Origin of the sequence: Pseudoalteromonas sp. MMG010, from assembly GCF_018100905.1 — a bacterium.
GTDB lineage: Bacteria > Pseudomonadota > Gammaproteobacteria > Enterobacterales > Alteromonadaceae > Pseudoalteromonas.
Genome location: NZ_JAGJEG010000006.1, coordinates 76,502 through 99,982, shown reverse-complemented (window position 1 = coordinate 99,982; position 23,481 = coordinate 76,502). Strand labels below are relative to the sequence as shown.

General features: G+C 39.7%; 15 protein-coding genes. 9 read left to right on the top strand and 6 right to left on the bottom strand.

What is annotated here, in order from left to right:
* The first annotated feature begins 30 nt into the window (after window positions 1-30).
* The 3 genes from J8L70_RS08295 to J8L70_RS08285 all read left to right on the top strand — a co-directional run bounded on the left by J8L70_RS08295 (window position 31) and on the right by J8L70_RS08285 (window position 6,967).
* Entirely contained in the window at window positions 31-369 is a 339-nt protein-coding gene (locus tag J8L70_RS08295; RefSeq protein ID WP_211055077.1) for a Grx4 family monothiol glutaredoxin, read from the top strand.
* A 716-nt stretch (window positions 370-1,085) separates the two neighbouring features.
* Window positions 1,086-5,543, top strand: coding sequence for a glutamate synthase large subunit (gltB, locus tag J8L70_RS08290; protein ID WP_211055076.1), 4,458 nt, complete (start codon window positions 1,086-1,088; stop codon window positions 5,541-5,543).
* An 8-nt stretch (window positions 5,544-5,551) separates the two neighbouring features.
* Window positions 5,552-6,967, top strand: coding sequence for an FAD-dependent oxidoreductase (locus J8L70_RS08285; RefSeq protein WP_211055075.1), 1,416 nt, complete (start codon window positions 5,552-5,554; stop codon window positions 6,965-6,967).
* Between the two features lie 334 nt (window positions 6,968-7,301).
* Here the strand turns inward: J8L70_RS08285 and recN are convergent, their stop codons facing one another.
* The 3 genes from recN to nadK form a co-directional block, all read right to left on the bottom strand.
* Window positions 7,302-8,975 (bottom strand): DNA repair protein RecN, encoded by a 1,674-nt coding sequence (recN, locus tag J8L70_RS08280; protein WP_211055074.1) that lies wholly within the window; start codon window positions 8,973-8,975, stop codon window positions 7,302-7,304.
* A gap of 341 nt (window positions 8,976-9,316) precedes the next feature.
* Complete coding sequence (locus J8L70_RS08275; RefSeq protein WP_211055073.1) at window positions 9,317-9,865, bottom strand: hypothetical protein; 549 nt, start codon at window positions 9,863-9,865, stop codon at window positions 9,317-9,319.
* 126 nt (window positions 9,866-9,991) lie between these two features.
* The gene (gene nadK / locus J8L70_RS08270; RefSeq protein WP_211055072.1) at window positions 9,992-10,876 is read right to left on the bottom strand and encodes an NAD(+) kinase; all 885 of its coding nucleotides are present in this window, start codon (window positions 10,874-10,876) and stop codon (window positions 9,992-9,994) included.
* A gap of 173 nt (window positions 10,877-11,049) precedes the next feature.
* Here nadK and J8L70_RS08265 point away from each other — a divergent pair, with 173 nt between their 5' ends.
* Window positions 11,050-12,015: an HrcA family transcriptional regulator gene (locus J8L70_RS08265; protein WP_211055071.1), complete on the top strand. Its 966-nt coding sequence runs from the start codon at window positions 11,050-11,052 to the stop codon at window positions 12,013-12,015.
* A gap of 58 nt (window positions 12,016-12,073) precedes the next feature.
* The gene (gene grpE / locus J8L70_RS08260; protein ID WP_211055070.1) at window positions 12,074-12,694 is read left to right on the top strand and encodes a nucleotide exchange factor GrpE; all 621 of its coding nucleotides are present in this window, start codon (window positions 12,074-12,076) and stop codon (window positions 12,692-12,694) included.
* A 26-nt stretch (window positions 12,695-12,720) separates the two neighbouring features.
* Here the strand turns inward: grpE and J8L70_RS08255 are convergent, their stop codons facing one another.
* The gene (locus tag J8L70_RS08255) at window positions 12,721-13,920 is read right to left on the bottom strand and encodes a Bcr/CflA family efflux MFS transporter (RefSeq protein WP_211055069.1); all 1,200 of its coding nucleotides are present in this window, start codon (window positions 13,918-13,920) and stop codon (window positions 12,721-12,723) included.
* Window positions 13,921-14,186: 266 nt separating this feature from the next.
* Here J8L70_RS08255 and J8L70_RS08250 point away from each other — a divergent pair, with 266 nt between their 5' ends.
* Window positions 14,187-14,984: a M48 family metallopeptidase gene (locus tag J8L70_RS08250; protein WP_211055068.1), complete on the top strand. Its 798-nt coding sequence runs from the start codon at window positions 14,187-14,189 to the stop codon at window positions 14,982-14,984.
* Between the two features lie 76 nt (window positions 14,985-15,060).
* Here the strand turns inward: J8L70_RS08250 and J8L70_RS08245 are convergent, their stop codons facing one another.
* Both J8L70_RS08245 and J8L70_RS08240 read right to left on the bottom strand, forming a co-directional pair.
* Window positions 15,061-16,077, bottom strand: a complete 1,017-nt coding sequence (locus J8L70_RS08245; RefSeq protein ID WP_211055067.1) for an alpha/beta hydrolase — start codon at window positions 16,075-16,077, stop codon at window positions 15,061-15,063.
* A gap of 150 nt (window positions 16,078-16,227) precedes the next feature.
* Window positions 16,228-17,541, bottom strand: coding sequence for a Na+/H+ antiporter NhaC family protein (locus J8L70_RS08240; protein ID WP_211055176.1), 1,314 nt, complete (start codon window positions 17,539-17,541; stop codon window positions 16,228-16,230).
* Window positions 17,542-17,924: 383 nt separating this feature from the next.
* On the opposite strand from J8L70_RS08240, the gene dapB reads away from it, so the two are divergent.
* The 3 genes from dapB (at window position 17,925) to carB (ending at window position 23,457) form a co-directional block, all read left to right on the top strand.
* Complete coding sequence (dapB, locus tag J8L70_RS08235; RefSeq protein ID WP_211055066.1) at window positions 17,925-18,722, top strand: 4-hydroxy-tetrahydrodipicolinate reductase; 798 nt, start codon at window positions 17,925-17,927, stop codon at window positions 18,720-18,722.
* A 363-nt stretch (window positions 18,723-19,085) separates the two neighbouring features.
* Window positions 19,086-20,222 (top strand): glutamine-hydrolyzing carbamoyl-phosphate synthase small subunit, encoded by a 1,137-nt coding sequence (gene carA, locus J8L70_RS08230; RefSeq protein ID WP_211055065.1) that lies wholly within the window; start codon window positions 19,086-19,088, stop codon window positions 20,220-20,222.
* A 16-nt stretch (window positions 20,223-20,238) separates the two neighbouring features.
* Complete coding sequence (carB, locus tag J8L70_RS08225; protein WP_211055064.1) at window positions 20,239-23,457, top strand: carbamoyl-phosphate synthase large subunit; 3,219 nt, start codon at window positions 20,239-20,241, stop codon at window positions 23,455-23,457.
* The last annotated feature ends 24 nt before the right edge of the window (window positions 23,458-23,481 follow it).

The window sequence follows — 23,481 nt, the reverse complement described above, 5'->3', positions numbered from 1 at the left end:
ATAAAAGATATCGTTACTTTGAGGTTGTAGATGGAAACCATTGATAAAATTAAACAGCAGATTTCTGAAAATCCAATTATTCTTTATATGAAAGGCTCACCTAAGTTACCAAATTGTGGTTTTTCTTCACAAGCATCTCAAGCGCTTATGTCATGCGGTGAACCATTTGCTTATGTTGATATTTTACTTAATCCTGATATTCGAGCTGAACTTCCTGCATACGCTAACTGGCCTACGTTTCCACAATTATGGATTGAAGGTGAGTTAATCGGTGGTTGTGATATTATCATCGAAATGTTTCAGCGTGGCGAACTACAGCCATTAATCACCGAAACAGCTGCTAAATATAAAGAAGCAGACGCAGAATAATCGTCTTGTTTCTTTAACCTTTAATAGGTTGACGGTTTTAATGAAAGGCTTGGTATAAAACGCCAGGCCTTTTTTATGTACTTTTATTACACGCCCAACTCATACTTCTCAATAATCATAGTAACCATTCTACGTTTATAAACCTTTTTACATGTAATCGCTCTCGCTTATTATCTATACACTTTTGTCCAGCTGTATTGCTTGCGCGGGAGAGTAAGTTAAAATAAATACATGCGTAATCTATGCAAAAAATAACCTTACCGTTTATATTTATGCATGAATTAGCTCGTAGTCAAAAATTAGTTTAATGCGAGATAAAGAGTTACTATTCTAATTGCCCGCATTTATTAAGGTTTATTAAGCAAACAGTAAGGCTTTATTACGGTACTGTAGCAAGAATATAAATCATACAGCTGAATAATTATTCACTAAATAATTCAATTAACGTTTACGTTAACTAGGCTTTTTGCTTGTGTTGTTTTTACAACTTATTAAATATGACACCTGTGTCATATTTAATAAATGTAAAATATGGGGTAAATGTTAAAAAAATGACACAAAATATGAACTTTTACACAAGTGAAAAATATTCAAGGGTGTGAATATATATTCAAACATCTATTGACTCTATAATAGATAGAGGATAATTTTGACCGTCTGTTAGCAAATCGTCGAGCAGTTCATTAACGCTAATAGTGCAGCAAGGGGAGGGGTCTATGTTATACGACTCAAATTTAGAAAAAGATAATTGTGGCTTTGGCTTAATAGCCCAGGTTAATGGTCAAGCAAGTCATCGCTTAATTCGTACAGCGATCACAGGCTTAGATCGCATGCAACACCGTGGTGGTATTGCTGCTGATGGTAAAACTGGTGATGGTTGTGGTTTATTATTACAAAAGCCTGATAGCTTTTTCCGCGCTATTGCGAGTGAAAAAAATTGGCACTTAGGTAAAAACTACGCTGTAGGTATGGTTTTTTTAAATTCAGACCCTGTTTTAGCAAATGCTGCTAAAAAGGTTTTAAGTGAAGAATTAGAAAAAGAAACGCTTAACATACTAGGTTGGCGTGAAGTGCCAACAAACCCTTCAATGCTTGGGCCGATTGCTAAGAAGCAATTACCTGGCTTTGAGCAAATTTTTGTTAGCGCACCTGAAGGTTGGCGCTCAAAAGATTTAGAACGTCGATTATATGTTGCACGACGCCGTGCTGAAAAACGACTCGAAGAAGATTCAGAATTTTATATTGCTAGCCTTTCAGGGCTAGTAACCATTTACAAAGGCCTTATGATGCCTGCGGATTTGCCTAATTTTTATTTAGATTTGGCAGATATTCGCATGACGAGCTCTATTTGTGTTTTTCACCAACGTTTCTCTACAAATACTCAACCACGTTGGCCATTAGCGCAACCATTTCGTTATTTAGCTCACAATGGTGAAATTAATACCATTGAGGGAAATCGTCAGTGGGCAAGAGCGCGTTCGTATAAATTCTCATCACCGTTAATTCCCGATTTACAGTCAGCGGCTCCATTTGTTAATGAAACCGGTTCTGATTCATCAAGTTTAGACAATATGCTTGAGTTGTTTTTAGCCGGTGGTATGGATATTTTCCGTGCTATGCGTATGTTAGTGCCGCCAGCATGGCAAAAGAACCGTGCTATGGATGATGATTTACGTGCCTTTTACGATTTTAACTCTATGCACATGGAACCATGGGATGGCCCGGCTGGTATTGTGATGTCTGATGGACGTTTTGCTGCCTGTAACTTAGACCGAAATGGTCTACGTCCGGCGCGTTATGTTATTACTCAAGATGGCTTTATTACCTTAGCTTCTGAAGTGGGTATTTGGGATTACACGGCCGATGAAGTAGTAGAAAAAGGCCGAGTGGGTCCTGGTGAGTTATTAGTTATTGATACTAAGCTGGGTAAAATTTGGCACTCAGATGAAATAGATCAAGATTTAAAATCACGTCACCCATATAAGGCGTGGATGGAAGAAAATGTACAACGTTTAACACCGTTTGAAGAATTAACAGCTCAAGATGCGGGAAATCGCTCTTTTGATGATGAAACATTGGTTAAATACCAAAAAATGTTTGGTTACACTAATGAAGAGCTAGATAGTGTTATTCGAGTGATGGGTGAAAACGGGCAAGAAGCCACCGGCTCAATGGGCGATGATACCCCTTTTGCTGTGTTATCTGAGGGAAACCGTTCGTTATTTGACTATTTCCGTCAAAAATTCGCACAAGTAACTAACCCGCCTATCGATCCATTACGAGAAAACCATGTAATGTCGTTAGCGACCTGTATTGGTAGCGAGCAAAATGTATTTAACGAAACAACAGGCCACGCTAAACGATTACAGTTTGATACGCCAATTTTAATGTATGCAGACATGCAACAGTTATTAAGAGCTGATCAGGCGCATTACAGTTACTCTAAAATTGATATGACCTATACACAAGACGAAGGCTTAGAAGAGGCTGTTTCTCGTATTTGTGATGAGGCGCAAGAAAAAGCGGCTCAAGGTAATGTGATGTTGATTCTCACAGATAGACACTTCACTGACGAAAAGCTGCCTATTCCAGCAGCCATGGCTGTGGGGGCGATTCAAAAACGCTTGGTAGATAACAATTTACGTTGTGAATCAAACATTATCATCGAAACCGGCAGTGTGCGTGATGCACATCAGTTTGCGGTACTGCTTGGCTTTGGTGCGACGGCTATATACCCATACCTAGCGTATGAATCATTAGTGGCAATGAGCGATGATAAAGTTATTGATAAAAATTACTGTGAAGTAACGTTAGCTTATCGACAAGCAATCAATAAAGGTCTGTATAAAATAATGTCTAAAATGGGCATTAGTACTGTTGCTTCTTATCGTTGTTCTATGTTGTTTGAAGCGGTTGGTTTATCAGATCCGATTGTTGAGATGTGTTTTAAAGGTGTAGCGAGTCGTATTAAAGGCGCTTGTTTTAGTGACTTTGATGATGATCAACAAAAGCTACATAAATTGGCTCTCAGTAAACGTAAATTATTAAGCCATGGTGGTTTATTAAAATATGTTCACGGTGGTGAATATCACGCTTACAACCCCGATGTGATTCAAACGTTACAAACAGCGGTACGCTCTGGTGATTATAAAGACTATAGTGCCTATGCAAACTTGGTAAACACCCGTCCTATCTCAACACTGCGAGATATGTTAGCGCTTAAGTTACCAAGCGAGACAGTCAGTATTGATGAAGTGGAACCTGCTACTGAGCTTTACAAGCGCTTTGATTCTGCAGCAATGAGTATTGGTGCATTATCGCCAGAGGCGCACGAAGCGCTTGCTATTGCGATGAACCGTTTAGGTGGCTGTTCAAATTCAGGTGAGGGTGGTGAAGATAAACTACGCTATGGAAATGAGAAAAACTCACGAATTAAACAAGTCGCTTCTGGGCGCTTTGGTGTTACACCGCATTACCTTCGTAATGCCGATGTAATACAAATTAAAGTAGCGCAAGGTGCTAAACCGGGTGAAGGTGGTCAACTACCGGGTGAAAAAGTAACGCCGTATATTGCTAAATTGCGTTATTCGGTGCCAGGGGTGACACTTATTTCACCTCCACCACATCATGATATTTACTCGATTGAAGATTTAGCCCAGCTTATCTTTGACTTAAAGCAAGTAAACCCTAAAGCAATGATTTCTGTAAAACTGGTTTCAGAGCCAGGTGTGGGGACGATTGCAACAGGTGTTGCTAAAGCGTATGCCGATTTAATTACTATTTCGGGGTATGACGGCGGCACAGGTGCAAGCCCACTTACATCAGTAAAGTATGCGGGTAGTCCTTGGGAGTTAGGCCTTGCTGAAACTCAACAAGCACTTGTTGAAAATGGTTTGCGTCATCGTATTCGCCTACAAACAGATGGTGGTTTAAAAACAGGTTTAGATATTATAAAAGCAGCGATTTTAGGGGCAGAAAGCTTTGGCTTTGGTACAGGTCCTATGGTTGCATTGGGTTGTAAATATTTGCGTATTTGTCACTTAAATAACTGTGCTACCGGTGTAGCAACTCAAGATGAAACATTACGTCAAAATCACTACCATGGCTTGCCTGAAATGGCGATGAATTACTTTAAATTTATCGCTCAAGAAGCACGTGAAATTATGGCGAGCTTAGGCGTAACAAAATTAACCGATTTAATTGGTCGTTTAGATTTATTAGAAGCGATTGAAGGTAAAACAGCAAAGCAAAAGAAAATAGACTTATCGTCTGTAATTGCTCAGCCTAATAATCCGACGGGTGAAACATTATATTGCAGTGTACCAAATAGCTCACACTATTTAGGTAAGCTAAATGAAGAACTACTTGAAAAAGCACAAGCTGCGATAGATAGTTCATCAGGTACCTCTTTAGTCAGTCGCATTTGCAATACTGACCGCTCTGTAGGGGCTATGCTTTCGGGCTATATTGCTTCAAAACATGGTAACCAAGGTATGGCAGCAGATCCTGTATCTATTGAACTACACGGTTCGGCTGGTCAGTCGTTTGGTGTATGGAATGCTGGTGGCCTTGAAATGACCCTTGTTGGTGATGCTAACGATTATGTAGGTAAAGGCATGGCGGGCGGACGTTTGGTTATTCGTCCACCGTTAGGCTCATCATTTGAATCACATAAAGCGACGATTGCTGGTAACACATGTTTATATGGTGCAACTGGCGGTAAATTATATGCAGCTGGGTGTGCGGGAGAGCGTTTTGCTGTTCGTAACTCAGGGGTTCAAGCTGTTATCGAAGGTGTAGGTGATAATGGCTGTGAATATATGACCGGTGGTGTGGTATGTGTACTTGGTAACGTAGGTGTTAACTTTGGTGCAGGTATGACCGGTGGGTTTGCGTATATTTTAGATGAAAGAAATGATTTTGAAAAACGCATAAATTCTGAACTGGTAGAAATAGTCACTCTAGAAGAATTAGATGCACATCAAGAGCATTTAAGAGGATTGATTTCAGAGCACTTAGAACTAACGGGTTCTTGTCGGGCTGAAACCATTTTAGCTAATTTTGAACTTTATATTCCGATGTTTAAGTTAGTTAAACCAAAATCAAGTGATGTTAAAAGTTTACTAGGGCATCGCGCTCGTAGTAGTGCTGAACTTCGTGTTCAGGCGCAATAGGGGGTAATATGAGCGATAATGTATATCAATTTATAGACGTGCAACGTGTAGATCCACGTAAAAAACCAATATCTTCACGTAAAAAGTCTTTCGTTGAAATTTACGAACCCTTTTCTGAGAATCAAGTGAATTCACAGGCTGATCGTTGCCTTGATTGTGGTAACCCGTATTGTGAGTGGAAATGTCCAGTACATAACTATATTCCACAATGGTTAAAACTAATTCGCAGTGGTCGTATTATTGAAGCCGCAGAGCTATCTCATCGTACTAATAGTTTACCAGAGGTGTGTGGGCGTGTTTGTCCACAAGACCGTTTATGTGAAGGCTCATGTACACTTGATGAAGAATTTGGTGCCGTTACTATTGGTAATATTGAAAAGTATATTACTGATGAAGCATTCAAAATGGGCTGGAAGCCCGATATGTCTTATGTAACATGGACGGATAAAAAAGTAGCTATTATAGGTGCAGGACCGGCTGGATTAGGCTGTGCTGATATCTTGGTTCGCAACGGCGTTAAACCCGTTGTATTTGACCGTCACCCAGAAATTGGTGGCCTGCTTACTTTTGGTATTCCTTCTTTTAAGCTAGAAAAAACAGTGATGCAAAAGCGTCGTGAAATATTCACCGAAATGGGCGTTGAGTTTAAACTTAATGTTGAAGTGGGTGTGGATATTACGCTTGATCAAATTTTAGCAGATTATGATGCCGTTTTCTTAGGTGTGGGTACTTATCAAAGTATGCGTGCTGGTCTTGAAAATGAAGATGCGCCGGGTGTTCACGATGCATTGCCATTCTTAATTGGTAACACTAACCGTGTTATGGGTTATGATGAATCAAAGCAAGAATACATCGATATGGCGAATCAAAAGGTCGTCGTACTTGGTGGTGGCGATACTGCGATGGACTGTGTACGTACCTCTATTCGTCAGGGCGCACAAAAAGTAACGTGTGCGTATCGTCGTGATAAAGAAAATATGCCGGGCTCTAAGCGCGAAGTTAAAAATGCAAAAGAAGAAGGTGTTCAATTTACATTTAATGTTCAACCTACTGGTATTGTACTTGACGACGACGGACATGTAGCGGGTGTTAAAATGGTAAAAACCCAAATGGGTGAACCGGATGAAAATGGCCGAAGTCGTGCTGAAATCGTAGAAGGTTCAGAGCATGTCATCGAAGCCGACCAAGTGTTAATGGCATTTGGCTTTAAACCGCATAAAATGGATTGGTTAGAGAAATACGATGTTGAAATTAACCACTGGGGCGGTATTAATGCCCCAGAGCAAGGTGAATTTACACACCAAACAACTAACCCTAAAATCTTTGCTGGTGGTGATATTGTTCGTGGCTCAGATTTAGTAGTGACTGCTATATTTGAAGGACGAAACGCCGCTGAAGGTATTATGGACTACTTAGAGGTGTAACTTTAAGTCAGTTAATACTTCAAAAAGGCAAACGTATACGTTTGCCTTTTTTGTTTGCTAAATTTATTGTTTCTTTTTTATTAAAGTGTCTTTTCCCGTATTAAAATTATCGGTACATAAACATCGCAGGTTAATCACAAAGCCTCTAATAATGTGTAGAGTGTATTAATAATCGCTGTGGAGTAGTTTTGCTAACCTCTAACAATTACAACGTTTAAACAAACGGCGATACTTTATTTGTTACTTTAATAAAGTAAAAAACCTGCTTATAAGCAGGTTTATTGTACTAGGCATTAAAAACTCAGTGTTTACATACCCTATGTATTACTTAAATTTATGCATGCGACATAATAAGCTCTTGTGCATTTGCTTTCGCTAATTGAGTTATATTATCACCGGCCAACAGTCTAGCAATTTCGTTTACACGGCCATCTTGGTTAAGTGCTCGCATTTGCGTGAAAGTTTGATCTTGGTTTACTTCTTTCGTAACAAAAAATTGTTGATGCGCACTGCTCGCCACTTGCGGTAAATGAGTAACACAAATTACTTGTGTAGACACCCCAAGTTGCCTTAAAAGTTTACCCACAGAGGCGGCAGTAGGGCCAGAAATACCCACATCGACTTCATCAAATATCAGCGTGGGAGTTGTTACCTTTTGAGCAATAATAACTTGAATAGCTAAGCTAATACGAGATAATTCTCCGCCAGAAGCAACTTTGTGCAATGCCTGCATTGGTTGGCCCGGATTAGTCGAAACCAAAAAGGCAACACTATCAATTCCTAAACTATTTGCTGTGTTGGTATGCTCTGTTGATAACGCTATTTCAAAGCAGCCATTTTCCATTGATAAGTTAGCCATGCTTTGGCTAATTAATTTATTTAATTTAGCCGCGTATTTTTTTCTACTAATGCTAAGTTTTTGGGCGCTTACCTTATAAGTTTCTTGTGCTGTCGATATATCGTGCTCTAATTGAGTTAGCCGCTCATTGTTATTGCTAATTGCTAGTAGCTCGTTTTTAATTCCTTGATGAAACTGCGCTAATTCGTTGGGTTTAATATGGTGCTTACGTGCTAAATCCATAATGCCCGTTAACCTTGTTTCAACGTCGTTAAGGCGCGATGGGTCTAAATCGGCATGCTCAATAAAACTACGAATCTCACGGCTTGCTTCTTCTACCTCTACAGCCGCCTGATCAAGCATAGTGGCCACATTCGCAAGTCGTTCATCAAATTGACTCAACTGCGAAAATTGCTGTGCACTGTGTTGTAACATAGAGCAGGTGCTTTGGTGCTCATGTTCAAATAAGGTTTGTAGCTCATTTTGACAAGATTGTAAGATGCTTTGGCTATTGCTTAACTTATAATGCTCAGCTTCTATTTTTTCAAATTCACCATTTTGTATCGCAAACTCATCTAATTCAGCAACTTGATATTCTAATAATTGTTTTTGCGCGGCTTGTTGCTGTTGTTGTTGCTCAACGGTCGTATATTCTTTTTTTAATTTAGCTAAGTGCTTATAGCTATCTTTTACATTCTCAACTAACTTATTGTGTCCTGCGTAGGCATCAAGTAATTGGAGTTGGTGCTCGGATTTTAATAAGTGTTGATGGGCATGCTGGCCATGGATAGACACCAAATGTTGGCTTAGTTCTTTTAATTGTGCGGCGGTTACAGCGCTCCCATTAATATAGCTTTTACTACGGCCATTGCTACATACTACACGGCGTAATAAACATTCATTGTCTTCGGTGTTTAATAAATGTTTACTTAAAAACGCTTGTGCTAATGCAAGGGATGATAAATCAAACCGAGCACATACTTCTGCTTGGTTTGCACCAGGACGCACTGCAGAGGCATCTGCGCGTTCACCTAAGCACAGTGATAGTGCATCGATTGCAATAGATTTACCAGCGCCGGTTTCACCTGTTATTGCGGTCATACCGCTATGCCACTCAGTGCTGAGTGAATTTACAATTGCAAAGTTTTTTATTTCTAAACCAATTAACATACTGTTTATCCATCCAGTTATATAACTGTTAATTTATACAGTGTTTGGTTTTTTTGCAAATAAATTTTAACTATATTTCGAATCTTTTCATATTTCGACATTTTAACTAAAAGGACTGTTGTTCAGTATAGGGCTTTAAAACATGTTGATTACTCAAATGCTAAATGTAAAAAATGGAGCAGGGGATAACGAGATAAAATTAAAAATGCTATTTTAAGTTGGTACTTATCGCAGGCATTTTTTGTTGTGGATTCTGGTTAAAAAACCGGGGTAAATAAACATTATTTATAACAGATAGCGGATCGTTTTTACCATTTAATATTATTATAAATTCATTAAATTTATGCAGGCTCTAACGGGGCTTCTTGTTGCGTTTCTTGTCGGTTTGCTGTCATCTCTGGCTCGTAAATAGGTTCAAGTGGTGCCGTGCTAATTTCTAAGCTTTTAATTAAAGTTGGTAATACTGTTGTGTAAAAACAATGGTTAAATAAACGCCCTTGATTAGGAAGTTGCTCAACAAACTGCTCCACTTTATCACAAAGTATCTGTTTGTTTTCGGTATGTTCTAAAACGCGGATAGAGTGGTTTAAGGTCGATATTAATAACTCAACAATGTCTTCAAGCTGCTCTAGCTTTTCGTCTGTATGAGGTTGTACAACATAAAAATTCCCCACGATTGAATTAAAACTAGCAAGGTGGTTTGCCTTGATAGAAATATTACTTTGTAAAATAATGAGTTTTCTTTTTAAACGACTTTTAACTTGGTCAATACGTTCATTGTATTGCTGTTTTTTTATTTTATCAGCAATTCTGCGGTTTTTTTCTATTGCTAAATAGCTTCTAAGTAAAGTAATTAAAAGTAGTAAAGAAAAGAAAACAATATAGCCCATTGCTAAGTACCCTAATTAAAAAGCTTTATTTATTTACCTGCTATTAACATTTGTAATAATGGTTGCAATAACAGGGTTATTTTTTAATTGTGAACTTATAAAGTTTTAGGTACAAAAGCAACACTTTTAATACAAACGACTGCCCCAATTTAGTTTTTTACGTAAAACGTCGTAGTAAGAGTAGTTTTTAGGATGGATTAACTTGAGCTTTTTATCGGCTTTTTTTATAACAACTTCATCACCAGGTAATAACGCAAGCACCACATGACTATCGCAGCTAACTTGTAAACTATCGGTATTCTCTAAACTAAGCTTGAGCCTGACTTCGTTATCTGCATCTACAACTAGAGGGCGACTCGATAACGTGTGAGGAAACATAGGGACTAATGACATTGCATTTAACTCTGGTGTTAAAATGGGTCCACCTCCTGAGAGCGAATACGCTGTTGAGCCTGTTGGAGTTGATACAATGAGTCCATCAGAGCGCTGTGAAAATACAAAGTCATTATTTATATAAGCTTCAAACTCGATCATATGAGCAACTTTATCGGCGTGAAGTACCGCTTCGTTAACCGCAGAGTTAGCACTTTTAAGCTCGTTATGCCTATACACTTCTACTTCAAGTAAAAATCGATTTTCGGCAATAAATTCACCACTTAGAACCTGTTCAAGGCTAGCTTCAAAGCCCTCAGGGCTGAGGTCGGTTAAAAAGCCTAAGTTGCCTCTATTTACCCCAATCACCGCGACATCAAAACGTGCTAATACTCTTGCTGCGCCAAGCATGTTTCCATCACCACCGACAACGATAGCTAAATCAGCTTGCTCACCTAATTCGACTAAATTAACTAAATGCTCTTTAGGTAGGCCACTTAATTGACAACCAGTGCGTTTTTCGACTAACACATCAAAGCCCAAAGCTAATAAAAAGCTGTATAAACGCTGTAATGTAGTGGCAGCTCCACTGTGATTAGCCTTACCAATAAGACCAATTGTGTTAAATGGTGAATCCATAAAAATATACTTAAAGTTATAATATAGTGAGAGTAACTTAAATTTATCGTGTTTGAAATTATAGATTATCAATATCGCAATGATTTACATTAGTTGTAAATAAATTGCAAAAAACTGCATGTTTTACTCTTATTCAGTCTTGATTTTATTTTCATTGCCCCGATATATTTGGTATGAAATCAGATGTAGATACCATGAAACTAAATCCTAGAGACCAACAAATTTTTTCAGCAGTTATGAGCCTTTATTGTAATGGCGATGGCTTACCCGTAGCGTCTAGTCGAATCGCAAAACAAAAAGGCATGGCGGTGTGCTCTGCAACAGTCAGAAATGCAATGTCGCGGCTTGAAAAAGTAGGGTTGTTATTTTCTCCCCATACATCCGCTGGTAGAGTCCCAACTAATGAAGGCTTTAATTATTGGTTTGATGAGTTCTTTCCTTTATCTGACATGGCTAATTATTGGCAGCCAGAACAAGTCCAGTTAGTCGAACTTGCGCATGGGTTAAGTCAGCGTTACCAAGTGTGTTGTTGCGTAGGGTTACCGCAAGCCAGCTCTCAGCAGGTTTTTAGAGTAGAAGTACTCGATTTTGACGGCCAAAGTTGGTTGGTACTGTTAATTGACAGAGCAGGGCAAAGCCATAATATTTGCATTGATAAACCACTTGATTCATCAGATACCGTGCGCTATCAATTTGCAACTTGGCTTAATACTGTTTTTAGTCAGCAAACGTTGATGGAAGGGTTGTATCGCATGCAAGCCATGGCGAATACTGCGCCAAGCAATTGTCATGATTCGTTAAATCAATGGACGCGTCAATTAAGCCAAAAACTTGGCTCCGATAACAGTATTGTGGTGGGTGAAAACTATTTATACCGTCAAATCGATTGCGAGCAGAGCTTAAATATAGGGGTGTCATTTTTAAATTTTGTTGAAGATAAGTTAGCATTTAAAAATGGTATTTCGGTATTAAATACTGATAATTTACCGTTTACTGATTGCACTGAGCTATTAGTCATTAGCGTTCCTTATTTTCAAAATCAAGAATATCAAAGTCGATTTTGTATTATTTGCCCTAAATCGGCGCAAATAGAAAAAATAATCCAAGAATTTAAATTAATAGAGACAACTAACTCTTGAATCTTTTTATTCAATCCCCATAATTACCGCAGTTGTAAAGAATTGGAGTAAGTACTGTATGTCTGAGCAGACACAAAAACCAGAGCAAGAAGTAGAACTAAACGAAGAAGTATCGCAAATGGAAGCCGAGGTTGAGGCAGCAGTAGAAGCTGCGCAGCAACACGAAGCTGAGCAAGAAACAGAGCAAAGCCCTGAAGCTGAAATTGCAATGCTATATGCAGAGCTTGAAGCGGCTAAGCAAACCATTAGTGGCCAAAAAGACAGTGTTGTTCGTGCTGCGGCAGATGTAGATAACATTCGTCGTCGTGCTGCGCAAGATGTAGAAAAAGCGCATAAATTTGCACTTGAGAAATTTGCAAACGAACTGCTTCCAGTGATTGATAACTTGGAGCGAGCCATTGAGTTCTCTGATAAAGAAAATGAAACATTAAAACCGTTGCTTGAAGGGATTGATATGACCGTTAAAAGCTTTAACGATGCGGTTGCAAAGTTTGGTGTTGAAATTGTTAATCCACAAGGTGAGCAATTTAATCCAGATTTTCATCAAGCAATGTCGATTCAACCAAGTAATGATGTAGCCCCTAATACGGTGCTTGCAGTGATGCAAAAAGGTTATACTTTAAATGGTCGTTTATTACGCCCTGCAATGGTGATGGTTTCTAAATCAGCCGATGCTTAAGTCTTAAATAATTGTAAAATGCCTCATTAAGAGGCATTTTTTTTGTTTTTAATAAAGTGAATGACTTGCGCGGTGATCGTAAGTAATACCGCACTAAACATCAAACTTGAAAATGGAACCGCAGTTTTTGCATGAATTAGGGCTAATATAGGCCCCACCAATGCACCACTTCCAAAGCGTAAAGTGCCGATGACTGCACTAGCTGTGCCTGTGTTTTTATCAAATTTCATTAAAATAAGCGCATCAGCGTTACTAGCAGATATACCCAAGCTCATCATTAAAGGTGCGATAGCTGCGACAATAAAGTAAAGAGGCATTTTTAAAATACTAAATGTAAATAACACTGAGCCAGCGATAAAGCCAATAGTTAAACCGTAATATAACATTTTGCGCGAACCAACACGGGGAACTAAGCGTGTATTTAATAAGTTTCCGCACATCAGTGCAAACACATTAAAACCAAATAAAAAGCCAAATAATTGCTCTGAGATCCCATATAAATCAAGGTAAACAAAAGGCACAGAGGTTAAAAAACAAAAAAAGCCAAAAGAGACAAACATACTACTGAGAATATCGGCGCGTGCACTGGTATTACTTAATACAGTTTTATAACTATTAAAGAATAAACTCAAACCTGAATGTTGGCTTTTAAATATAGGAATATCAATTAAGTATTTGTTTACTAAAAGTAAAATAGTAAAACTATAGGCGCTAAGGGTAATAAATATAGTTTGCCACAAAGAAACACTTAAAATGAGTGAGCCAATAGTGGGGGCTAATAATGGGGCTATCATCATAATCATTGATACATATGACATACCTTTAGCCGTATTTTCTTGGTAAATATAGCGAATGATCCCTGGCACAACAACACTTGCAGCAGCCCCAGTGAGGGCTTGTACTACCCTCAATGCCCAAAAGGTATGAATGTCATGGCTAAAAGCCAGTGCTAGCGAACTTAAACCAAAGCCGGTTAAGCCTATTTTTGCTAGTTTTCTTCTGCCGAGTTGATCAGCGAGTGGACCAAAAAAAAGCATTCCTAATGAGTAACCCGCAAGATAAATACTTAACGAAATTTGCACGTTAGGCATAGTGGTTTGCATATTTTGTGCAATTACAAGCATGGCAGGTAAGTACATATCAATCGCCAAAGGGGTAATTGCTACAATACTTGCAAGTAACGGTAATAAAATACGGGTATTAAATGACAATGCAGAGGCGCTCATTTGCAAACTCAAACAATTAAATAAAGGCGTATTATAACAGGATGCAATACAAGGATAAACTTAGTTTGCTTGCTAAGTTATTTGCTAGATACTCACCAACAGGCACCTGTTAATGTTAAATTTACAGGGGTTTGATATGATAGAGCTATTCGAATAAAGAGATAGCTGGCAGTTGATTTAACTGCTAGTTGTATATCAATCTACTTTACAGCAATTAATTGGGCTTATCTTTTAAATTAGTTAAAGCCGTAATAAAAGAGGTTATTATGAAAAAATTAGTGCTAGCTGTGTTAGCCACGGCCGTTTTAGTAGGGTGTAAAACATCACCTACAGGGCGTACACAAATCGCGTTGTACTCCGATAGCCAAATGAGTGAAATGGGCACAGCTAGCTTTGCTCAAATGAAAGAATCACAGCCTATTAATACGAATGTGAAAACTAATGCCTATGTTAATTGTATTGCGGATAAAGTGATTGCCGTACTGCCTGATGAATATGCAAATCAACAATGGGAAGTGGTGGTTTTCGAAGATGACTCTGCAAATGCATTTGCCTTGCCAGGCGGTTACATTGGCGTACATACCGGATTATTAAAAATAGCGACTAATCAAGATCAGTTAGCAACGGTATTAGGTCACGAAGTAGGGCATGTCATTGCAGAGCACTCAAATGAACGGGTATCACAAAGCTCATTAATTAGTACTGGCCTGCAATTAGGTAGCGTCGCTTTGGAAATGGGAGATGTGCAGTACCGCAACGAAATTATGCAAGGCTTAGGGTTAGGGGCGCAATATGGCGTTATTTTACCTTTTAGCCGCTCACATGAATCTGAAGCCGATACTATTGGTTTAGACTTAATGGCCGAAGCCGGCTTTAATCCACAAGAATCTGTTACATTGTGGCAAAATATGAGTGCTGCGGGAAGTGGTTCAACACCTGAGTTTTTATCTACTCACCCAGCGCCAAGTAATCGAATAAGCAGTTTAGAGTCGCAAATGAGTAAAGCGATACAAGAGCAAAGTACAGCACGCGCAAATGGAAAAAATCCACAGTGTACATTATAAAGCGCCCCTTACAACTGATTAATAAAAAAGCCTTGTTTACACGCTAAACAAGGCTTTTTTTTGGTTAATATGACTTTTAATTTTGGCTTAATGCTTGGTTAAAAACAGTTTTAAAACGAGAAAAATCTTCGATGTGCGGCAAATGCCCTAAATTATCTAGCTCAAATAATTGTGCGTTTTTAATTTGCGCAGCCGCGTGTTTTCCTAGCTTATCGTATCGGCCTAATTCATAGCTTACACCTGCTTTCTTCCAGTTTCGACCTGGGCCTGTTCTATCTCGGGTCCCAATAATTAATTTAACTGGCATGGTTAAATTATTGAATTCAGTTATCACCGGCTGGGTAAATATCATGTCATATGTTTTAGCATTAACCCAGGCTATGTGTTCCTTATCAGGTCCTTGAATTTGCCCAGTAATAAAATCGGTTAGGGCTGAGTACGTTGCGTTCCAATCTCCATCATAGTAATTTTTTTGCTGATAACGTTTTACGCCTTCTGGCGTTTTTGCCAACTCATTTTTATAAAAAAAGTTAGTGTCTTTGTAATCAACATATTGTAAGTAGTTTTCAAGCCCAATAGGGTTAAGTAAAATTAGTTTACGTGTTGTGCTCGGATACATTAACGCAAATCGGCTTGCGAGCATCCCTCCCATTGAATGGCCCAGTACAATAGATTGGTTGATATTAAGCGAGCTCATCAATGCATGAGTGTGCGCCGCTAAAGCTGCAAACGAATATTGATAATTAGTGGGCTTAGAAGACTTGCCAAAACCAATTTGATCAGGGATTAGCACACCATATCCCTGTGTTTGTAAATATTGCGCGGTATGAGTCCAGTAATCGGCATTAAAGTTTTTACCATGCATTAAAGTGACAACAGGCATATCGGCTTTCGTTGGCTTTAGATAAATATACGCCATTTTTAGCGATTGCTTTTGTGAGTTAAAGCTAAAGTAATTAACTTTAAAATCGTATTCGTAATGTGTTAAAAGTGCATCATACGACAATGTGGTAGAGTCTGCTTGAGTGTGAGCCGCCACCCCTTGGCTCAGTGTTATTAAAGCCGATAGACATATGGCCTTATATGAATTCATGTTTACTCCCCAAATTTATTTTAGCTATAAAATGTAATTAGCAGATAAAGAAGTAAAACAATAACGAAGGCATTATTTTTATGCAATTAATGTTTTAAATATTAAAGGGGGCAGCTAAGGCGCTCACACGAGCAGCCTAGCTTGTTGCGGTTAAACTTTATTACGGCGTAAACAAATAACTGCAATTGCAGTAAAAGCTAAAATAAAGCAGTAGTATGATGATGTAGATACTTCCCACGGGCTAATTTTAAAGGTAGCGCCAAGTAATAGCGCTTGTGCGCCATAGGGTAAAGACCCTTGTGTTACACACGCAAAAATATCGAGCAAACTGGCAGAGCGTTTACCACTAATGTCACCATCGTCAGCGAGTTTTTTAGCAACGGGTCCTGCGACAATAATTGATACCGTATTATTAGCAATACATACATTACTGGTTAGCACTAATGCTGCAATACCTATTTGATCTGCTACTTTACGATGCCATTTTGCAATGATTTTTGTAATTCCCTGAATTTTTTGTGCTAAGAAGTCTAGCCCACCGTTAATACGAATAAATTCAGATAACCCGCCAATAAACATAGACAGTAAGAAAATCTCTTGCATATCAGTAAAGCCTTGATATACATCTTTAACAAAACTACCGCCTTCGTAGCTGCCAGTAAAGCCCATTAAAGCGGCAAAAATAATACCACTAAATAACACCACAAATACGTTCATACCGGCAACAGCAAGTATTAAAATAAAGGCATATGGCAGTACTAATAATAAATCGTAGTCTTTCGTCTCTACAGCTTGGGGAGCTGGTGTTAAGTACAGTAATAAAGCAATTGTTAAAATGGCTGCTGGGACTGCTATTTTAAAGTTTTCTTTAAACTTATCTTTCATTTCACAACCTTGTGTACGGGTTGCGGCAATCGTTGTATCCGAAATAATAGATAAGTTATCACCAAACATGGCCCCCGAGACAATCGTACCGGCCATCAATGCAGGGTCAATCCCTGTTTTAATCGATACCGCATAGGCAATTGGACCTATAGCACCAATGGTGCCCATTGAAGTCCCCATTGCAGTCGATACAACCGCAGCAATTAAAAATAAGCCGGGTAGTAATAGCGCTGGTGGAATTAACGATAAACCGGCATTAACAACCGCATCAACGCCTCCGGTTGCACTTGCAACAGCAGAAAATGCACCAGCTAACAGGTAAATTAAACACATGGTTATAATATTATTGTGCCCAGCACCTTTTATAAAGGTTTCAACGCATTGGTTAACAGTCCCTTTATTGATGATAAACGCCAACATAATGGCAGGTAAAATAGCAACCGGGGCAGGGAGTTGATAAAACGCATAATCAACACCTTGAGATTGTAAATATAATCCAGAGCCTAAAAATAAGGCGACAAATGTTAGTAGGGGAGTCAGTGATAGTATTGCTTTATTTTTATTAAATGATGGCTGCATCATAGTCCTCGTAACCAGTTAAAATAACCACAGCCAAAACACTTCTTTTAGCTGTATTTAGTGCGCTGCATTAATGTAGGCACTGCGTCCGCAAGCCAAAGACCAAATCGACGCTAAAGAGAAGTTTAAATGTATAGATGGCTAAAGTAAACTGGTATTGTTATTATAATTAGGCTTACCTGACTATTGCACGACTTTTCGATAATATCTAGGGGCTAGCTTGAGTTTATGATTAAGTTTTCAACAAAGGTATACTTAAGTAAAAATAATCGTGGTGGTTGTTACGCACTAAGTCAGGATTAATACAGTCGTCAGTGATCACAGTAAAAGTATTAAAAAGCTAACCTAGGGGTTACTTTGTTAAACAGCAAAAAGGCAAAAAAATGATTAAAACAGGTGTTTTTGGTGCTAATGGCAGAATGGGACTCGCATTAATAGAAGCCATCACATTAAAAGAACAAACTAAACTAGCGGGTGCTTATGTACGCGATAGCTCAGAGTTAGTTGATATTAGCGTCAGTAATTTAAACAGCGCAGCCGATGGCAGCATCAATTTTAGTAAACAATCTGATGCAGCAAAACTCGATGCCTATATCGATTTTACTTTGCCAGAGGGCATGAAAGTTCATTTACAAACCGCCGTTAATAATAAAGTGCCGATGGTGATTGGCACAACGGGACTAAATGAAGCTGATATGCAGTTACTTAAAAACGCAGCGCAGCATATCCCGATTGTTTTTGCACGCAATTACAGTGTCGGCGTTAACTTGTTACTTAATTTAGTTCAAACCGCGGCCACTAAATTAGGGGATGATCTCGATATCGAAATTTTTGAAGCTCATCACCGTCACAAAATAGATGCACCATCGGGCACCGCTTTAGCTATTGGTGAAGCAATTGCTGATGCAAAAGGCTGGGATCACGATGACGTTGCTGTGTATGACCGCACTCAAGTAGAGCATGCAAAATCGCAAAATGAAATCGGCTATTCAGTGTTAAGGGGCGGCGACATTGTAGGTGAACATACGGCCTATTTCGCAGCGATGGGCGAAAGACTCGAATTAACTCATAAAGCAAGTTCAAGAATGACATTCGCACTAGGAGCAGTAAGGGCTGCACAGTGGTTACAAAATAAACAGTCAGGACTTTATGATATGCAAGATGTGTTAGATTTAAAGTAGTTTAGTTGGATTTTTACCTGTTTGGGTCTAATTTTAGCGATAACCACTTATTTATCGCTATTTACTAAATAAGGTTAGACCTAATCACTAACTTCATGTAGAATGCAGCCAATTTGCCAAAAATTACTAAATGCGTGTTTCCAATTATACCCAAGTGGCTAGTAAAACCAGGGGTTGTGTGGGAATGAAAAGAGTTTTAGGCAAGAAAAAATGATTGAAGGTTTAGCGTTTTATATCGGCATCATTTAAAACTGCGTAAAACAATTTAAGCTCACAAAAATCTGGTTTTGACGATCCCTCTGGGTATTGGCGGGGTGTTAAGCAATTTGCTTACTCCCGTTTTTTACTGTTAGGAGGTTTAACTTGACTAAATCCGCTCTGTTAGTCCTAGAAGACGGCACAGTGTTTCGCGGTACTGCAATCGGCGCTGACGGCATGTCAGTCGGTGAGGTAGTATTCAATACGTCTATGACTGGTTATCAAGAAATTTTGACTGATCCATCATACGCGGAACAAATCGTAACTTTGACGTACCCACATATCGGTAATACGGGTACCAATAGCGAAGACGAAGAAGCGAATCAAATATGGGCAAAAGGCCTAGTGATCCGTGATTTGCCACTGCTAGCAAGTAATTTTCGTAACGAACAATCGTTAGATGATTATTTAAAAGAACGTAATATTTTAGCTATTGCGGATATCGACACCAGAAAGCTAACACGTATTTTGCGCGATAAAGGCGCACAAAACGGCTGTATTATTGCCGGTGACGAGCTCGACGAAGATAAAGCGTTACAAGCCGCGCAAGCCTTTCCAGGCTTAAAAGGTATGGATTTAGCAAAAGTTGTCTCAACCAAGGAAAATTTTGAGTGGCGCGAATCAAGCTGGACATTAGGCGAAGGATTTAAAACCCTTGACGCTGCTGATGAAAAGTTTCATGTTGTTGCCTACGACTTCGGTGTTAAGCGTAATATTTTACGTATGCTTGTTGATCGTGGTTGTAAACTGACTGTTGTACCAGCACAAACCTCCGCTGCTGATGTACTTGCTTTAAACCCCGACGGTATTTTCTTATCTAATGGCCCTGGCGATCCTGAGCCATGTACTTACGCTATTGATGCAATTAAAACGTTTTTAGAAACCGACACACCCATTTTTGGTATTTGTTTAGGTCATCAGTTATTAGCGCTTGCCTCGGGTGCTAAAACAGCAAAAATGAAATTTGGCCACCATGGTGGTAACCACCCAGTAAAAGATTTAGACCGCGACGTAGTAATGATCACCGCACAAAACCATGGTTTTGCTGCTGATGAAGCATCATTACCAAGTAACCTTCGTGCAACGCATAAATCGTTATTTGACGGCACATTACAAGGTATTCACCGTACCGATAAGCCAGCGTTTAGCTTTCAGGGTCATCCAGAAGCAAGCCCAGGTCCACACGATGCAGCCCCATTATTTGATCACTTCATCGATTTGATGCAAGCGCGTAACCACTAATTTTACTGGAGTAATAATGCCAAAACGTACCGACATAAAAAGCATTCTTATCTTAGGCGCAGGCCCAATTGTTATTGGTCAAGCTTGTGAATTCGATTACTCTGGTGCTCAAGCGTGTAAAGCACTTAGAGAAGAAGGCTATAGAGTTATATTAGTTAACTCAAACCCCGCAACTATCATGACCGACCCTGAAATGGCCGATGCAACGTACATCGAACCGATTCATTGGGAAGTGGTCGAAAAAATTATTGAAAAAGAAAAGCCAGATGCTGTACTTCCTACCATGGGTGGTCAAACAGCTTTAAACTGTGCCCTTGATTTAGACAAGCACGGTGTACTGGCAAAGCATGGCGTTGAGCTTATCGGCGCAACCGCTGATGCAATCGACAAAGCAGAAAACCGCGAACGTTTCGACATTGCAATGAAAAACATTGGTCTTGAGTGTCCACGTGCAGAAATAGCGCACTCAATGGAAGAAGCTAAAGACACAATGACCCGTATTGGCTTGCCATGTATTATTCGTCCTTCTTTCACTATGGGTGGCACCGGTGGTGGTGTTGCTTACAACATGGAAGAGTTTGAAGAAATTTGTCAGCGCGGTTTAGACTTATCACCAACGAACGAATTACTGATAGATGAATCATTAATCGGTTGGAAAGAGTACGAAACTGAAGTTGTTCGTGATAAAAAAGACAACTGCATCATTGTGTGTACCATTGAAAATTTTGACCCAATGGGCGTACACACAGGTGACTCAATCACCGTGGCACCAGCACAAACATTAACCGATAAAGAATACCAAATTATGCGTAACGCCTCTATGGCAGTATTACGTGAAATTGGTGTTGAAACCGGTGGTTCTAACGTACAGTTTGGTATAAATCCAAAAGATGGCCGCATGGTTATCATTGAGATGAACCCACGTGTATCACGCTCATCGGCACTGGCTTCTAAAGCAACGGGTTTCCCTATTGCTAAAATTGCCGCAAAACTTGCCGTAGGCTACACGCTTGACGAGCTTCAAAATGACATTACAGGTGGTAAAACACCAGCGTCTTTCGAGCCTTCAATCGATTACGTTGTAACTAAAATACCTCGCTTTAACTTTGAAAAATTTGCCGGTGCTAACGATCGTTTAACAACGCAAATGAAATCGGTTGGCGAAGTAATGGCGATTGGTCGTAACCAACAAGAGTCATTACACAAAGCATTACGCGGGCTTGAAGTAGGCGCAACAGGGTTAAACCCAATTGTGGCACTTGATGACCCTAAAGCGAAAGAAAAAATTATCCGCGAATTACGCGAGCCAGGAGCTGAGCGTATTTGGTACATTGCCGATGCAATGCGCCATGGTATGAGCGTTGATGATGTTTATGAGCTAACTAAAGTTAATCGCTGGTTCTTAGTGCAAATTGAAGACATCTTAAAAGACGAAGCTAAAATTAGTGAAGTAGGCATGGCTGGCTTAAATGCTGACTTTTTACGCAAGCTTAAGCGTAAAGGTTTTGCTGACCCGCGTATTGCTGAAATTGCAGGTGTATCTGAAGCCGAAATTCGTAAAAAACGTCATTTATTAAACATTGTACCGGTGTACAAACGTGTTGATACCTGTGCGGCCGAATTTAGCTCAGATACTGCATACATGTACTCATCATACGATGAAGAGTGTGAAGCAAACCCATCTGATAAAGATAAAATAATGGTCATTGGTGGCGGTCCTAACCGTATCGGCCAAGGTATTGAATTTGACTATTGTTGTGTTCACGCAGCGCTTGCACTACGTGAAGATGGTTACGAGACCATTATGGTTAACTGTAACCCAGAAACAGTATCAACCGATTACGATACTTCTGACCGCTTATACTTTGAACCCATTACGCTTGAAGACGTACTTGAAATTGTACGTGTTGAAAAACCTAAAGGTGTAATCGTGCAGTACGGTGGGCAAACACCACTGAAACTAGCGCGTGAGTTAGAAGCGAATGGCGTACCAGTGATTGGTACTTCACCTGATGCGATTGACCGCGCAGAGGACCGTGAACGTTTTCAACAGTTAGTAGATCGCCTCGATTTACTACAGCCAGAAAACGCCACTGTGACCTCAACTGAAGAAGCATTACTTAAATCGGTTGAAATAGGCTTCCCACTCGTAGTACGTCCATCTTATGTATTAGGTGGCCGTGCGATGGAAATTGTATACGACGAGCAAGATTTACGTCGCTACATGACCGAAGCAGTACAAGCCTCAAACGAAGCACCGGTCCTTCTTGATCACTTCTTAGATAACGCCATTGAAGTGGACGTTGACGCCATTTGTGATGGTGAGCAAGTTATTATTGGCGGTATCATGGAGCACATTGAGCAAGCGGGTGTTCACTCAGGTGACTCGGCGTGTTCATTACCTGCGCATTCTTTATCGCAAGAAGTACAAGATGTAATGCGTAAGCAAGTTACTGACATGGCGCTTGAGCTAGGTGTTGTTGGCTTAATGAATACACAGTTTGCTGTTAAAGAAAACAAAGTGTATCTAATCGAAGTAAACCCACGTGCAGCACGTACGGTTCCATTTGTATCAAAAGCAACCGGCGTTGCCCTAGCAAAAGTAGCTGCGCGTTGTATGGCAGGCCAATCTTTAGCAAGCCAAGGTATTACAAAAGAAGTTATTCCACCGTACTACAGTGTTAAAGAAGTTGTTTTACCGTTTGCTAAGTTCCAAGGCGTCGATCCTATTCGTGGACCAGAAATGCGTTCTACGGGTGAAGTGATGGGTGTTGGTGATACTTTCGCCGAAGCATTCGCAAAAGCGCAATTAGGTGCAAGCAATACTTTACCACGCGGTGGTCGCGCGTTACTATCTGTACGTAACAGCGATAAATCACGTGTTGTTGAACTAGCTAAAACCATGACTGATTTAGGGTTTGAATTAGATGCAACAGGTGGTACGGCAGAGGCTTTAAAAGCGGCTGGTATTGAAGTACGCCGAGTTAATAAAGTGTACGAAGGCCGTCCGCATATTCTTGATAATATTAAGAATAAAGAGTATAGCTATATCGTAAATACGACCGAAGGTCGCCAAGCGATCGAAGATTCGAAGGTGTTGCGTCGTGGTGCATTGCAAAATAAAACCAACTACACGACAACCTTGAATGCGGCATTTGCTAACTGTACTGCAAACCAAGCAGACGACCGTAGCAAAGTGAGCTCAGTTCAAGAACTTCACCAGCGATTGAACTAAAGGATAAACCAAGGCCTAATTGGC

What these genes read in the sequence shown, in the direction of transcription:
- J8L70_RS08240 (WP_211055176.1), bottom strand. Translation starts at nt 17,541, where the DNA reads ATGCAGCCATCATTTAATAAAAATAAAGCAATACTATCACTGACTCCC.
- J8L70_RS08255 (WP_211055069.1), bottom strand. Translation starts at nt 13,920, where the DNA reads ATGAGCGCCTCTGCATTGTCATTTAATACCCGTATTTTATTACCGTTA.
- J8L70_RS08265 (WP_211055071.1), top strand. Translation starts at nt 11,050, where the DNA reads ATGAAATCAGATGTAGATACCATGAAACTAAATCCTAGAGACCAACAA.
- recN (WP_211055074.1), bottom strand. Translation starts at nt 8,975, where the DNA reads ATGTTAATTGGTTTAGAAATAAAAAACTTTGCAATTGTAAATTCACTC.
- J8L70_RS08245 (WP_211055067.1), bottom strand. Translation starts at nt 16,077, where the DNA reads ATGAATTCATATAAGGCCATATGTCTATCGGCTTTAATAACACTGAGC.
- gltB (WP_211055076.1), top strand. Translation starts at nt 1,086, where the DNA reads ATGTTATACGACTCAAATTTAGAAAAAGATAATTGTGGCTTTGGCTTA.
- J8L70_RS08250 (WP_211055068.1), top strand. Translation starts at nt 14,187, where the DNA reads ATGAAAAAATTAGTGCTAGCTGTGTTAGCCACGGCCGTTTTAGTAGGG.
- dapB (WP_211055066.1), top strand. Translation starts at nt 17,925, where the DNA reads ATGATTAAAACAGGTGTTTTTGGTGCTAATGGCAGAATGGGACTCGCA.
- grpE (WP_211055070.1), top strand. Translation starts at nt 12,074, where the DNA reads ATGTCTGAGCAGACACAAAAACCAGAGCAAGAAGTAGAACTAAACGAA.
- nadK (WP_211055072.1), bottom strand. Translation starts at nt 10,876, where the DNA reads ATGGATTCACCATTTAACACAATTGGTCTTATTGGTAAGGCTAATCAC.
- carB (WP_211055064.1), top strand. Translation starts at nt 20,239, where the DNA reads ATGCCAAAACGTACCGACATAAAAAGCATTCTTATCTTAGGCGCAGGC.
- J8L70_RS08285 (WP_211055075.1), top strand. Translation starts at nt 5,552, where the DNA reads ATGAGCGATAATGTATATCAATTTATAGACGTGCAACGTGTAGATCCA.
- J8L70_RS08275 (WP_211055073.1), bottom strand. Translation starts at nt 9,865, where the DNA reads ATGGGCTATATTGTTTTCTTTTCTTTACTACTTTTAATTACTTTACTT.
- J8L70_RS08295 (WP_211055077.1), top strand. Translation starts at nt 31, where the DNA reads ATGGAAACCATTGATAAAATTAAACAGCAGATTTCTGAAAATCCAATT.